We start from the raw sequence: 14,039 nt of genomic DNA on the forward strand, positions 1-14,039 counted from the left end.
TCCACCATCAGAATCCATCCCGGTGTCAGCCGCAAGACGCGCCTGTCAGCTCGTCACCGCCATATGCGATTCCCCTGATTTGAGGTGAGGCTCCCGGATGATGCTTGGAAAAACTATTACCTTCCAGCTTTGGCAGTTAGCCAAACCGAAGGACTAGACGAACCCAACGGTACCGACGAAATCGACATTTCTGTAGAGATTGCTCCACACATCTCTGAGCTACTTGTGCAAGGTGAGTGGTCCAAGGCCAAAGACCTAGCTGACAGGAGCCGCCAAGAGTTGATTGAGCAAGGGTACTTTCCTGATGGCATCAAACTTGAGGTGGGAGAAAACTGGACCAAAGGCCATGGTAAGTTCAAGTAGGTAAAAAATATGAGGTCTTGATCGACCCGAAGCGGCCTTTGAGGGAGCATCATGTTACAGAAGATAACCGTCATAGAGAACGTCGGTCGATTTGAAAAAGCGCTCCCGACCCAAAATGTCAGATTCGAAAAGTGCACGTTTTTCTTTGGTGAGAACGGTTGGGGGAAATCAACGATTGCGGACATTCTGCGATCTCTAACTCTCGGCGACCCAGGAATTATCGTAGGCCGCAAGACCCTCGCTGGAGGACCGGACCAGAAGATTTCTCTTCAGCTCGATTCCGGACGGGCCAATTTCGAGGGAGGCAGTTGGAACGGAGCCCAGCTCCGCGCGGCTGTGTTCGATAGCCTCTTTGTGAATGACAATGTCTATTCCGGCGACACGGTATCAGCCGAACATCTGCGTCGGCAGTATGGTCTCGTTGTTGGCGAAAAGGGAGTGAAACTCGTTCGCCAGATCGTCGCGCTAGACGGAGAAAACACCGAAAACAATAGGAACATTCGCGCGCTCGAAGCGGAGCTAACGGCTGGTCTTCGAGGGATAGGTCCTTCAGCCATGAGCTTGTCGGACTTCGAAGCTCTGGAAGAGAACCCGGAAATCGATACGGCAGTCGCTGATAAGCAGACAGAGGTTTCCCGCGCAGCGAAATCAAAGGAGCTGAAAGCGGCCGCAGGTGCGAGCGCATTTCCGCTTCCATCCGAACCGGCGAGCTTCGAGGCGGCCCTGAACCAAACGGTCGAAGGAATTGCTGCTGATGCCGTGGAAGCCGTAAGGTCCCATGTCGCAGCGCATGAATGCGCGAAACCGACTGAACCGGGGCTGGAAACGTGGCTCGAACAAGGTCTGCCCTTCAAAGCTGAGGACACTTGTCCATTCTGCGGTCAGGAACTTAGAGATCGAAGCCTGCTGGAAGCGTATAGCCGTTTCTTCAGTGTAGCGTATCGAAAGCTGGCCGAAGATGTTCAGAAACTCCGTCAAATCTGTCAGCGCTACTCAAATGGCGACTTCCGAAACGCAGCGGAACAAGGCTCCAAATCCAACAAGAAACAGTTCGAGTATTGGCGCGAGGCCGCTGGCATCGATGCCCCCGCGACCATCGACCTTGAAGCGTTGATCTCAGAGATGGAGCGCGCTGCTGAGGAAATGGATTTAGCTCTGCAGGCGAAAGCCGCAAACCTCACTGTGGCGTTGGACATCGAACGACTTGGCGCAGCTGTCCATGCCTGGACGAGCGCGAGGGCAGCTATCGAGTCTGCCAATGCAGCACTTGGTGAGTACAACCTGAAGGTCGATGCCATTAAGGCCAAGGTTGACGCCGAGCAACTTGAAAATCTCACAAACGAGCTGAAGGCCCTTCAGGCCCAAAAGCATCGCGTTAAGGCGGAGATCATCACGAATGTCGCGAACCTCCAAACGAAGAGGCAGCGCAAAGGCGAAATTGCAGAAGAGAAAGCCAAGCTTCGCGATGAGCTGACCGCCCACGGCAAGACTATCACCGAAAGTCTCGGCAAGACGATCAATGCCTACCTCAAGCGTCTGAATGCGGGCTTTCTGATCGACTACAAAGAACCTGACTATCGCGGCAAGGAGCCTGCCGCCAGCTACCAAATTCTCATCAACGAGGTTCCGGTTTCACCCCGTGCTAGCGGGGATACAACCGGTGCGCCGAGTTTCCGAAACACACTCAGCGCCGGGGACAAGTCGGTTCTCGCGCTGGCGCTGTTTTTGGCGCAATGCAACGCGGACCCTGACATCGGCGAGACAATCATTGTTCTGGATGATCCGTTTACAAGTTTAGACAATTTTAGGCGGCAGTTCACGGCCATCGAGATCAGAAGGATTTGTGACCGGGCCAAACAGACCATCGTTCTGTCGCACGACAAGGGATTCCTCCGTCTGCTATGGGATAAAATCGACCAGAAATTGATCAAATCGTTCGCGCTCCAAACAGGCGCGCCCGGCGTTACGACCATCACGCCCTACGACATTCCCGGCTCGACGCAACCGCGCCATGTTACAGAGCGCATGAAGATTGAGGAGTTCATCGAGGGCGAGCCCCACGAACTTTCATTTATCAGGTCGCGCCTGCGAACCGTCTGTGAAGACTTCTACCGCAAAGCTGACCCTGGACTCTTTGGCGAAGCTGCGACGCTGGATCAAATCATCCGCGCCCTGAACGATGCGCACAACGATCACCCGTTCAAAGGTGCTCTCGAGGACCTTAAGGATATCAACGCCTATTCGAGGGTCGAGAACCATGCTGAGATCAAGGGCGATCCATACGGCGATACAAATCCCGACGAATTGAAGGGGTTCTGCAGTCTTGTCCTTGGCCTGACACGTGGGATGTAAAGGTCCGCTTCTGGCGTTGTGATCAGATCGGTTTGCGAACGCGGCGAATGACAGCTTTCCGCCCGACGTGTGGGTGCTGCCTACTTGAAGCGGTTGGCTGATCATTTCCGCTAAGGGCTGGGAACGGTCATTGCGGCTCCCACGCCGGATTCTCACAGCCAGCTTGTATTCCCATTTGTAGCACTCGGTGCGCCTCGCGTGCGTTAACCATTTCTTTGCCATGTGCTTGTCCCTGCCTGGCCGCAGGCGTAAACTTTTGGTTAAGGAATCTGCTCTTTTGGGGGTCACTATGTCTGTCAATCAGGGGAACACTGCCGCCCTTAGCAGGCTTGAGGAAAAGCTCTTGCACCTGCGCCATCTGACCGAGGCCAATCAGTTCATGGTCGAGGTGCTGAAGGAACAGGGCGACAGGCTGCAACAGATCGAGGCGGACGAGGCCCGGCAGATGTTGCGGGTGCAGGCTCGTGCGGCCTTCGGCCCCACCGGTGCAGAGGCGGCCAAGCCCGAGGTTCTGGCCATTCTGGAGCAGGCGCTGGGCACAGAACATAGCGCCCAGATCATCCCCTTTCCCAAGCGGGCCTGACCGCAGGACTCAGTCGAGCGCAACAGCGCGGCCCTTGCCACCGTTGCTTTGGGCAGGGGCGGGGTTTCGCCGATCTCCGATTTGTGAGCGTCCCGTCCCATTGCCTCCAGCGGGATGCGTCTTATCTTGAGATAAAGATCAGGGGGCACATCCGATGAAACATGTCTTTGCTAGCGTTTGCTGCGTGATGGCCTTGCACCTGGGCAGCGCGGCGCAGGCCTTCACCACCTCCGATGGTGTTCGGGTCAATCCGGTCAGCCCCGGTGTATTCGAAGTCATCCCGCAGAACTCCGGCTCGCCGAGGGATTTCTGGTGCGGTGCGTCAGAATATGCCCGGCGCGTGCTTGGCGCGGGCTGGCAGGACAAGGTCTACGTTTTGCGCGGGCGCGGTGTCAGCGTCACCACCGGAAAACGGTCTGCGGTTCAGTTCACGCTGTCAGCCGAGCGGATTGATGTCCCATCTGTCGGTCGCCGGAGCTGGTTGCGGATCGGTCTGCGTGTCGGGGATGCCCTGTCGGTGCAGCAGGCGGGGCTTTACTGTCACGACAGGTCGATAGATCCTTAAGGCACTGTGGCCCATCAGGCGCGGTCCACGTGGTTCGTCGGGTGCGGATGTCGGTTCGCACCAGTTGGTCGCAACTACTGTCTGTGTCGAAAGGCGGCAGGCGAGACGCAACCGGATCTTTGCGCCTGACCAGAAGGGAGCGACATCATGAAGGGGAAGCTGTGCAAGGGCGTGTTTCTGGCGGCCGGGATCGGGCTTTACCCGTTTTCGGCACAGGCCTGGTGGGCCTGGAATCACCACGAGGTTCTGCCGGTCAGCCAGGGTGTCTGGGAGGTGGTCAGCCGGGTTGGCTCCGGCCCGCAGGACTATTGGTGCGGCATCGGTGACTTTGCCATCCGGCAGCTGCGCAGCAGTGCAACGCAAAGGATCTACATCTGGGAGGGGATCGGCCCCTCCAAGAACCGGCCCGGAAGGAAGTCGGTGAAATTCGCGCTGGTACCGCCGCCGGGGGCGGATACAAGCACGGGATATTCCCTGTCGATCAAGCGGGTTGGCGACAATCTGAGCGCCTCTTTGGCCCGCAACTATTGCTATGATCGGATCGAAGACCCGTTCTTCCTGCGGCCCTGATCCTGGATTGAGGTCTTGTGATGAGGCCGCTCTTCCTGCAAGCCTTGCCTCATGCAAACCGATTTCCAGATCGAAACCCGTGGGCAGGGTCTTTATGAATTCACCGCCGAACTGCGCGCCTGGGTTGGCGGGGGCGGTGTCCGGGACGGGCTGTTGACGCTCTTTGTGCGCCACACCTCTTGTTCGCTGCTGGTGCAGGAGAACGCCGATCCCGAGGTGCAGCTGGACCTGAAGGAGTATTTTGCGCGCCTGGTACCGCCCAGCTCACATCCGTCGATGTCTTATCTTCGGCACACCTACGAGGGGCCGGACGATATGCCCGCCCATATCAAGTCCGCCATGATGCCGGTGAGCCTGTCCATTCCTGTGCGCGACGCGGCGCCGGTTTTGGGCACCTGGCAGGGGGTTTACCTGTTTGAGCATCGCGATGCGCCGCACCGGCGCAAAGTCGCAGCACATCTTGCGGGAACCGCTTGATCTAGCGGTGTGAATTCACCTCTACCCAAACTGTAGAGGCTCCCCTATACTTGTGGATAAGTGCGCCACAGGGTGCGCAATGTACAGGCATTGATCATAAAGGGGACCGGCTGATGCGCTGCCCGTTTTGCGGAAATATCGATACTCAGGTCAAAGATTCGCGTCCGGCAGAGGACCACGTATCGATCCGCCGCCGCCGGTTTTGTCCCGCCTGCGGGGGGCGCTTCACCACCTATGAAAGGGTGCAGCTGCGCGATCTTGTGGTGGTCAAGACCAATGGCCGCCGCGAGGATTTCGACCGCGACAAGCTGGAACGCTCGATCCGCATCTCGATGCAGAAACGCCCGATCGACCCGGAGCGTATCGATCAGATGATCTCGGGCATCGTGCGCCGCCTGGAAAGCATGGGCGAGACGGATATCCCCTCCAAGAAGATCGGTGAAATCGTGATGGAGGCCCTGGCCCGGATCGATACCGTGGCCTATGTGCGCTTTGCCAGCGTTTACAAGAACTTCCAGGCTGCCGACGATTTCGAGGATTTTGTGCACGAGCTGCGCCCCCATACGCCGACCGAAGAGTGAGCCCTTGAGATGAGCCGCTACGACAAAGCCGTGGACGCGCGGTTCATGGCGCTGGCCTTGTCGCTGGGGCGGCGGGGGCAGGGCAATTGCTGGCCCAATCCGGCGGTTGGCTGCGTGATAGTCAAGGATGGGCGTATCGTCGGGCGTGGCTGGACCCAGCCCGGCGGACGCCCCCATGCGGAGCCGATGGCGCTGGCGCAGGCCGGTGCTGCGGCGCGCGGCGCTACGGCCTATGTCTCGCTCGAACCCTGTTCCCATCATGGCAAGACCCCGCCCTGTTCCCAGGCGCTGATCGAGGCAGGCGTGGCCCGGGTGGTTGCGGCCATCGGTGATAGTGACCCGCGTGTATCGGGGCAGGGGTTCGAGATGCTGCGCCAAGCGGGGATCGAGGTCACCACCGGCGTTCTCGCCGAAGAGGCCGCCCGCGATCACGCCGGGTTCTTCCTCAAGACCGAGCAGGGGCGTCCGCTGGTGACGCTGAAACTTGCGGGCAGCTTTGATGGCCGTATCGCCACCGGATCGGGCCAAAGCAAATGGATCACCGGGCCCGAGGCACGCCGTGCGGTGCATGCCATGCGTGCCAGCCACGATGCGGTGATGGTGGGAGCAGGCACCGTGCGCGCCGATGATCCGTCGCTGACGGTGCGCGATCTGGGTGTGGAACGGCAACCGGTGCGGGTGATCGCCTCCCGCCATCTGGACCTGCCGCTGATGAGCCAGCTTGCCCGCACAGCCAATGAGGTGCCGGTCTGGCTCTGTCACGGGCAGGGCGCCGATGTGGAACGCCTGCGCGCCTGGGAGGGGCTTGGCGCCCGGCTGATCCCCTGCGCCAGTCATGGCGTGCAGCTGTCCGCCGCCGATGTTCTGCAGCAGCTTGGCCAGGCCGGGCTGACACGGGTGTTCTGCGAGGGCGGCAGCGCGCTGGCGGCCTCGCTCCTGGCCTTTGACTTGGTGGATGAGCTCATCGGCTTTACCGCCGGGATCGGCATCGGTGCCGAAGGTCTGCCTTCAATCGGTGCCCTGGGGCTGGGGCGGCTGGAGGAGGCGCCCCGGTTCGAGCTGGTCGAGGCACGTCCGGTCGGGGGCGATATCCTGCATCGCTGGCGCCGGGCCTTGCGCGACTGATACTTTTTGAGTTTCCCTTGATGCCTGTCGCGTTAGCGGCAGGCATGCGTCCGCCCGCCCCACGGCGGGCGCGTTCCACGCCCACCGGGCAGACGCTTGGTGACATATTGCAGATGATCTAATGTTTCACGGCAACTAAGGACTGCTCAGCGCCAGAGGTGGGCGTAGGTGGCGAACAGCCCCTGCAGTTTCGACAGGCTCCGGTTGGCAAGCCCGGGGTTTGGTTGCTGACCGCTGGCCAGGCGATCCACCACCACTTCAACCGGGCAGGGCTGCCCGGTGATGGGATCGAAATACCGCGGGTAGTCGATCAGCACCGCATGGGCGAGACCGGCCAGATCGGGGCGCGCCTTGCGCCAGGCCGGGGCCGAGATGATATCCCGCGTCAGCCCCCATCCCGCGTAGAAAGGCGAGCCGAGCACGGTCACCTTCACCCCCCGCAGCAGCGCCTCGAAGCCCAGCAGCGAGGTCATGGTCCAGACCTCCTGTACCTGATCGAGCAGGGCCATGGGATCGGCCTTATGGGCCACCACATCGGCCAGATCCTCTGGCACGATCTGGCCCTTGCGCAGGCCCGCCTCCACGTCCGGATGGGGCTTGTAGATCACCACGGCAGTCGGGTTCTCGGCGCGGACCCGGCGCAGCAGATCCAGATTGCTGCAAACCTTGCCCGCACCGGCCAGGATCGAGGCGTCGTCCTCTACCTGACCGGGTACCAGGATCCGGTGGCCGGGTGGCAGATCGGGGACTTCGCCGCCAAGATTGTATTTCGACAGGCTGTCCCGGGTCAGCCGTTTGATCAGCCGCTCGGCGCGCTGGTGTTCCGCCTGGCTCATATCCGCGCGCCGGGCGATCAGGTCGTCCAGATCCGAGGGCTGGCGCGGATCGTAGTAGATGCCCTGGCGATCCAACACCAGCGACAGGGGCGGGACCAGCTCTGCCCCCAGCCCGCGCGAGCGCAGGAAACCATCCTCCAGGTGATAGGCACCGGCGTGGGTCTTGTCCGCCTTGGAGGCCCAGACCATCCAGTTGCGCCCGCTCTCTTTTGCCTTTTCGGGATCCTCGGTGAAGAGCGTCTTCTTTTCGCGGCCAAAGAACCCCTGCAGCGGTTTGCGCTTCCACAGGCGCATGCCGGAGGCCGCCCAGCCGACCCGGTCTTGCCGCCAGGCGCGGGTCCCGGCCTCCAGATTGTCGATGACCGTTTCCAGCTCGCACAAGCGGTCGCGGAAGGGATCGTACCAGGTGGGGTATAGGATCATCGCGCCGGAGAACAGCTGCGCGCGGGTCAGGCGGCGGTTGCGGCGGGGGGGCGGCATCTCGTCCTGGGTCAGACCCCAGCCGGCATAGAAGGGCTGGCCAAAGACGCGCGGCTTGTGGCCCGCCAGAATGGCCTCGAACCCCAGTTGCGACGACACCGTGTAGACCGCCACGGCGCCCTCCAGCAGAGGCCAGGGTGAGACCGGATCGCTCAAGAGGGTGATCCTGTCGTTCGCATCCTTGGCGCCGAAATAGCCGGGCCGGTATCCGGCGCGGGTCTCGGGGTGGGTCTTGATCACGATGCGGGCGCCGGGGTTTTCCTCCTGCGCGAAGACCAGCATCTCGCGGAACCGCGCCGCATCGCCACCTGATGCGGTCACGGAGGCATCGCCGCGCGCCTGATCCACCACCAGCACATAGCCTGGATCGGGGACAGGCGCCTCGGGAGAATAGGCGTTGTACTTGCTGAGGTGCGCATCCATCAGCCGCCCGATGGCATCGCGGGCCCGGCGCATCATATGGCTGTCGTCCAATGGGTGCGTGGCCAGGAGGTGTTCAAGGTCGGAGGGGGTCGCGGCGTCGAAATGCACGCCGGACCGATCCAGAAGCAGCCCCATCGGCGGCTCGCCGGCGCGCCCCGGATGCACCGAACGCAGAAAGGCATCCTCGACCCGCAGCAGGTCGGCGTCGTATTTTGCAGCAATGGCGCGGCCACGATGCGCGGTGGGGGAGTTGCCCCAGATGCCCACCAGATCGCCATCCCCAGGCAGGCCCAGCCGGAGGTCGTAGCCCGCCAGCTGCAGGATGCGCCGCAGGCGCTTTTGGGTCAGAAAGCCGCCGTTATAGACGAAAAGCCGGGACCTTTCGGTCCCGGCTTTGGTGTTGCCCTGCGGCGTGTCGTGCATTGGATTGAGATCACTCGACGATGGATGTGGCACTGGAGACCGCGCCAAGCGGGGTGACCAGCAGCGAGATGGTCTTGGTCCACTGGGTGTAGGGGGCCTCGGTTACATAAAGCGTGTCGTTGTCGCGCACCACGAAATCACGGGCGATGAACAGCCCATTGGGTTGCGTCAGGTTCAGCACATAGACCATGCGCTGTGCTCCGATCAGATCGTCGCGGCCCAAGACCTGATTGGCGATTTCGGCCGGTTCGTTGCGCAGGATGAAGACCCCGGTCGGATCCGACGCGGTAGAGATCAAGCCGCCCACCTGGGCGATGGCCTCCAGCGCGGACAGGTCCTGGCTTTCAAAGGGAACCCGGGCCTGGGCACTGGTGGCGCCAAGCGCGGTGAAGGAGCGGGTGTCTTCCTCGACCAGGATCTTGTCGCCGCCGCGCAGGGCGATATCGAGTTCGGGATGATCGTAGAGATCCTGGAACCAGATCTTGCCCTGGTTCTTGCCGCGGATGACCGTGACCTGGGCAATCTCGGGCTGGATGGTGACACCGCCGGCCCGCGCCAGCATGGTGGCCAGCGTCCGGGTCGGGCGTTCGATCGGATAGATGCCCTGGCCGCCCACTGCGCCGGTCAGGCTGACGGTGGAGCCATCACCGGCCAGGCGGCGCACCTGCACCTGCGGGTCCGGGGTCTGGTCTTCCAGTTTCTCGGTGATCATCTTGCGCAGCTGTTCAGGCGTATTGCCCGAGGCGCGCAGACGCCCGGCATAGGGTACGAAGATGTAGCCGGCGCTATCGACCTGGACCTCTTCGAGCGAGGTCGCGTTGGTGGCCTCGGCGGCCAGCAGACCATCATCGACGTTTTCCCAGATCGTCAGCCCCAGCACATCGCCGGGGCGGATGGTGTCCGAGGTCAGCCGTCCGGCAGAGGTGAACCCCTCGGAAAAGCCAAGGGCTGGCACCACGGCGGTGGCACGGGCAACGCGGTCATTCACGGATACGATGAAGGCATCGCCCTGTTTTTGCACGGAACCGGCAAAGATCTGGCGCTTGTTGGGGCCGACCTTGGGCAACCCGCAAGAGGCCGCAAGCGTTAGCGCGGCCAGAATCGCGACGGGGCGCGCCCAGCGGAATGGGACGTGTGTCACTGCTCGGTCTCCTCGACCTGTTATTGTTTTGCCTCAATTTTTACGGGTACCGTAGCGCAGGAGCGAAGCAAAATCCAGTCTTGCGCGATTTCCGCGTCAGCTCACGGCGCGCAACTGTTGCCGTGGCGCCGCTGTTCCCCGTTTCAACGCATCATAAGGATCGTCCGGCGCCAGCATCATGTCGACCACCTGGCGCAACAATTGGCGGCGCCCCTTGCGCGCATAAAAGCCGCCCGGCAGTTGCGAGGTTTCCAAGAGGAAGCGGCGGTAATCCTTGTAGGCACGGCTGTCCGGGCGGGCCGGTGTGGCGAAGAAATCGGTCAGGGTCTGGGTCGAGACAAACTCCGGCTTGTCATAGACCGCACGGCCAAAGACCTTGAGCGGAATGCCACGCCACAGGACCTGCTGCCCGGCGGTGGAATTGACCGTGATCGCGGTGCGCGCCTCGTTCAGGAGCTGCGCCAGCTTGCCGCCGCGCACATAGTGGACGCGGCCCGCGATGTCATGCTCTCGCGCCAGGCGGCGCACCACGCTGCGCAGGGGCACGCGGCCATCCTCCAGCGGATGGGCCTTCACCACCAGGTGATGATGGCGCGGGGCGCCAGCGGCAAAGCCGGTGATCACCTCTTCCAGGAAATCACCCATGCTGTCGAAGGGCGAATGCATCTGGAAGGAACTGTCATGTTCCAGCTGCAACAGCGCCAGGTGATAGGGAAAACCGCCATTGCGGATCCGCCAGGTGGCGATGCGCCGGTCCAGCGCCTGCAAAGGCATCAGCACCAGCCGCTTGAGATAGAGCTGGAATTCGCGGGCCACCGGCAGGGCGCGATGGGGTCTGAAATTGCGATAGCCCCGGTTCCAGAACATCACGAACCAATGGTAGAGCGCGCCGTAGAACACATGCTGCCGCATGTCGCCCCAATGCGAGGGCGGCAGCGGCGCCTCCATGTCCGAGCGTTCCAACGCGCATTGCATGTTGGCCACCGACATCTCCATCAGGCGGGAATTGCCGTTGGAGCCTTCCCGTTCGTAGGTCACCCAATAGGGGCGCAGGTAGCCTTCTTCGAAGACATGCACCGTCAGCCCGCGCGATTTGGCAATGCGTACCGCCTCGGCGTGGATGGGGCGGGTGTCGCCGTAAAGCACGATATCGGTGATGGCGTGGCTGTCGCAGAGCTCTGCGAATGTGTCCGGCCAGTCCTCGGGGCTACCGCGATAGGGGATGTAGCTGTCCCGGTGCCGCCAGAAGGTGCTGTCGCCCGCGTTGAAGCCGACCCGCCAGACCGCGCAGCCCGCCGCGCGCAGCATCTTGCCCAGACCATTGAAGAACGGCCCATGCGGCCCCTGCAGGAACAGGAAGCGGCGGTTCGGCTCCGGGCGGGCCTTTGCACTGGCCTTTGAGCTGGGGTCTGGGCGGGTCTCGGGCATGAGAAGTCTCTGGTTTTCCGCGATACTACTGCCAATTGGTTAACCAATGACTGGGGCGAAACTATGACCTGCCCGCGCCGCAGGCAATCCGCTTTGCCGCGACAGGTATTCGCCCCTTGCAGCGGGGGGGGACTTGTGAAGCCGCAGGCCAGGCGCTACCTCTGGGCGTCAGGAACGACAGGAACAACTGGCACGGAGCATCCCCCATGTTCACAGGTATCATCACCGACGTTGGCACCATTGCCGAGCTGGACCAGCAGGGCGATCTGCGGGCGCGGATCAAGACCGCCTATGACACATCGGGGATCGATCTTGGTGCCTCCATCGCCTCGGATGGGGTGTGCCTGACGGTGATCGAACTGGGGCCGGACTGGTATGATGTGCAGATCTCGGCAGAAACCGTCTCCAAGACCAATATCGACGCCTGGACCCTGGGCAAGCGGGTCAACCTGGAGCGCGCCCTGAAGGTGGGCGACGAACTGGGCGGCCATATCGTGTCGGGCCATGTGGACGGCGTGGCCGAGGTGGTGGAGATCCGGGACGAGGGCGACAGCACCCGCGTGACCCTGCGCGCACCGAAAGAACTGGCCCGTTTCATCGCGCCGAAGGGATCGGTTGCCCTCAACGGCACCTCCCTCACGGTGAATGATGTGCAGGGCTGCGATTTCGGCATCAACTTCATCCCGCACACCAAGGAGGTGACCACCTGGGGCGATGTGAAACTGGGCGACCGGGTGAACCTCGAGATCGACACCCTGGCCCGCTACGTGGCGCGGCTGGCAGAGGCCGGGTGATGAGTGGCGCGGGGATCGCCGGGATCGGTCACAACAACGGGCCCAGCATGGAGGCCGGGCGCGTCTGGCGCATCCATGCCTGGAAGAAGGCTCAGAAAAAGCTGATGCCCAACACCATCCCGAAGTTGGTCCTGCAGATGCGGATCCGCCGGGCGGCCGAGCTGGGCATGGATTACAAGACCTATGCCCGCGTGCGGCAGACCTCGGGGCAGGATATCACCGGGCTGCTGTTTTCCTCCAACGCGCTGCGCATAATTTCCTACGGCGCCCATATGCCCGAGGCAGAGCGCCGCGCGCTGGAAATGGTACGGAATTCCAGCAAGCTTGCCCTGGTGCATAGGCCGAACAGCCCCGAGGCGGTTCTGGCCGCGCATCCGGTGCTGGATGCAGCAGGGCCTGCGCCCAGGTTCAACGAGAGCTGGTCCGAGATGCGCGCTCGCGTGCAGGATCTGATCAAGAGCCAGGGTCTGCCGGGGTCCTCCGTGGTGGTGATCGGCGATGCGCCCTTGGAAAGCGAGTGGAGCACGGCCGCCCGCGCCGCCGCCTATCTGTCCGCAGCGGAGTATTTCCGGCATCCTGCCATCTGAAACGGTTCCCTTGCGCGCGGCGGGGCGCTCCCGCCCCCTGAACCTGCATCGTAGATGCAGGCCCGAGGCGTTGGGCAGGGCGCGCCGCTGGCGCGGCGCGGATCACCACATGTCGCCGACGGTATAGCCCTCGGGAAAGGGATCGCTTGGATCCAGCGTGTAGCTGGAGAACCCGTAGATCCAGCCCTGACCGGAGAGTGTCGGTACGATGGCCGGTTAGGGGCCGACCTTGGTTTCCTCGACAATGCGACCGGTGAATGTGGTGCCGAGGGGGCCTGCATTCACGTAGTCCTGCCCCAGGGCAAGCTGCCCCTTTGCATGCAGGACCGCCATCTTGGCACAGGTGCCGGTGCCACAGGGGGAGCGGTCGAGGATGCCGCTGGCCTCCTGCGGGCGGGCGGGATCAAAGGCGCCGGTTGAGATCGTGATCGCACCGCGTCCCTGGGTTCCTGCGGCAATGGGCGCGCCCCAGAGATTGGTGATCGTGGGGCCGGTGATCGAAGGGTTTTCCGGGTGGCTGACGGGCAGCTGTTCGACCGTGGCGTGGCGGATGGCTTCGCTCACGCGGGTGATCTCCTTGCCGTTCTCTGCCGCAAGATTCACGCCCAGCCGGTCCGCATCGGCCAGAACGAAGAACATGCCGCCCCAGGCCACATCGACGGTGACGGTGCCGAGGCCCGCGACCTCGACATTTGCGTCCAGATGCATGGCAAAGGCGGGCACGTTGCGAAAGCTGACCTTCGTCACCTTGCCATCGCGGCAGTCGGCCCGCACGCGGATCAGCCCGGCGGGGGCCTCCAGTGTCAGCTCGGTCACCGGTTCCACCATCGGCAGGATCCCGGTTTCAAGCAGCACGGTGACCACGCAGATGGTGTTTGACCCGGACATCGGCGGGTATTCGGTCTGCTCGAAGATGATGAAGCCCGCGTCGGCCTCCGGATGGCAGGGCGGCACCAGCGCATTGCCGCAGAGGCCGGGATTGCCGCGTGGCTCGCGCAGCATCATCAGGCGGATCTCGTCGTGGTTGGTGGCCATGTCCTGCATTTTCTCAAACACGCTGGCCCCCTTCAGCAGCGGCATGCCGCCGGTGATGACACGGCCGGGTTCGCCCTCGGCGTGGACCTCATAGGTTTGCAGGATACGGGAGGCACGCATGGGCTTGGCTTTCACTGATGTCAGGTAACGGGACGCTAGCAGCCTTCTGCGCATCTGCAAACGTCGCTTCCCGAATTTCAAGAGAGCCAAGCGGGCTGGCCTTTGGCGCGCGGCTGGGCTATCCCGGCTGGCAACGCGGCAGCGCCATTCGAGGGC

The 14,039-nt window shown here is 62.5% G+C and carries 12 protein-coding genes and 1 pseudogene; 9 read left to right on the plus strand and 4 right to left on the minus strand.

The window, feature by feature from the left end; translation table 11 throughout:
• Positions 1 to 414 precede the first annotated feature (414 nt).
• The 7 genes from PXK01_RS04570 (at position 415) to ribD (ending at position 6,616) form a co-directional block, all read left to right on the plus strand.
• Positions 415 to 2,715: an AAA family ATPase gene (locus tag PXK01_RS04570; RefSeq protein WP_274859058.1), complete on the plus strand. Its 2,301-nt coding sequence runs from the start codon at positions 415 to 417 to the stop codon at positions 2,713 to 2,715.
• A 289-nt stretch (positions 2,716 to 3,004) separates the two neighbouring features.
• Positions 3,005 to 3,298 (plus strand): hypothetical protein, encoded by a 294-nt coding sequence (locus PXK01_RS04575; RefSeq protein WP_274859059.1) that lies wholly within the window; start codon positions 3,005 to 3,007, stop codon positions 3,296 to 3,298.
• Between the two features lie 154 nt (positions 3,299 to 3,452).
• On the plus strand, positions 3,453 to 3,863 hold the full coding sequence (locus tag PXK01_RS04580; RefSeq protein ID WP_274859060.1) for a hypothetical protein: 411 nt from the start codon (positions 3,453 to 3,455) through the stop codon (positions 3,861 to 3,863).
• A gap of 147 nt (positions 3,864 to 4,010) precedes the next feature.
• Positions 4,011 to 4,433, plus strand: coding sequence for a hypothetical protein (locus PXK01_RS04585; protein ID WP_274849757.1), 423 nt, complete (start codon positions 4,011 to 4,013; stop codon positions 4,431 to 4,433).
• A 51-nt stretch (positions 4,434 to 4,484) separates the two neighbouring features.
• The gene (locus tag PXK01_RS04590; RefSeq protein WP_274849758.1) at positions 4,485 to 4,910 is read left to right on the plus strand and encodes a secondary thiamine-phosphate synthase enzyme YjbQ; all 426 of its coding nucleotides are present in this window, start codon (positions 4,485 to 4,487) and stop codon (positions 4,908 to 4,910) included.
• Between the two features lie 113 nt (positions 4,911 to 5,023).
• Positions 5,024 to 5,491 carry a transcriptional regulator NrdR gene (gene nrdR / locus PXK01_RS04595; RefSeq protein WP_274849759.1) on the plus strand — a complete coding sequence of 156 codons (468 nt, stop codon included), beginning with the start codon at positions 5,024 to 5,026 and terminating at the stop codon, positions 5,489 to 5,491.
• A gap of 45 nt (positions 5,492 to 5,536) precedes the next feature.
• The gene (ribD, locus tag PXK01_RS04600; protein ID WP_274849762.1) at positions 5,537 to 6,616 is read left to right on the plus strand and encodes a bifunctional diaminohydroxyphosphoribosylaminopyrimidine deaminase/5-amino-6-(5-phosphoribosylamino)uracil reductase RibD; all 1,080 of its coding nucleotides are present in this window, start codon (positions 5,537 to 5,539) and stop codon (positions 6,614 to 6,616) included.
• 146 nt (positions 6,617 to 6,762) lie between these two features.
• On the opposite strand, the gene PXK01_RS04605 is transcribed toward ribD, so the two are convergent.
• The 3 genes from PXK01_RS04605 to PXK01_RS04615 all read right to left on the minus strand — a co-directional run bounded on the left by PXK01_RS04605 (position 6,763) and on the right by PXK01_RS04615 (position 11,347).
• Complete coding sequence (locus PXK01_RS04605) at positions 6,763 to 8,778, minus strand: capsular polysaccharide biosynthesis protein (RefSeq protein WP_274859061.1); 2,016 nt, start codon at positions 8,776 to 8,778, stop codon at positions 6,763 to 6,765.
• 10 nt (positions 8,779 to 8,788) lie between these two features.
• Positions 8,789 to 9,919, minus strand: a complete 1,131-nt coding sequence (locus PXK01_RS04610) for a polysaccharide biosynthesis/export family protein (RefSeq protein WP_274859062.1) — start codon at positions 9,917 to 9,919, stop codon at positions 8,789 to 8,791.
• A gap of 96 nt (positions 9,920 to 10,015) precedes the next feature.
• Entirely contained in the window at positions 10,016 to 11,347 is a 1,332-nt protein-coding gene (locus tag PXK01_RS04615; protein ID WP_274859063.1) for a capsule biosynthesis protein, read from the minus strand.
• A 206-nt stretch (positions 11,348 to 11,553) separates the two neighbouring features.
• Here PXK01_RS04615 and PXK01_RS04620 point away from each other — a divergent pair, with 206 nt between their 5' ends.
• Positions 11,554 to 12,141, plus strand: coding sequence for a riboflavin synthase (locus PXK01_RS04620; RefSeq protein WP_274846449.1), 588 nt, complete (start codon positions 11,554 to 11,556; stop codon positions 12,139 to 12,141).
• On the plus strand, positions 12,141 to 12,728 hold the full coding sequence (locus PXK01_RS04625; RefSeq protein ID WP_274859064.1) for a hypothetical protein: 588 nt from the start codon (positions 12,141 to 12,143) through the stop codon (positions 12,726 to 12,728). The genes PXK01_RS04620 and PXK01_RS04625 overlap by 1 nt, the downstream gene beginning before the upstream one ends.
• 102 nt (positions 12,729 to 12,830) lie before the next feature.
• On the opposite strand, the pseudogene PXK01_RS04630 reads toward PXK01_RS04625, so the two are convergent.
• Positions 12,831 to 13,937, minus strand: a pseudogene (locus PXK01_RS04630) (proline racemase family protein).
• Positions 13,938 to 14,039: the final 102 nt, after the last annotated feature.

Origin of the sequence: Phaeobacter sp. PT47_59 (assembly GCF_028890025.1) — a bacterium.
Classification (GTDB): domain Bacteria; phylum Pseudomonadota; class Alphaproteobacteria; order Rhodobacterales; family Rhodobacteraceae; genus Phycobacter.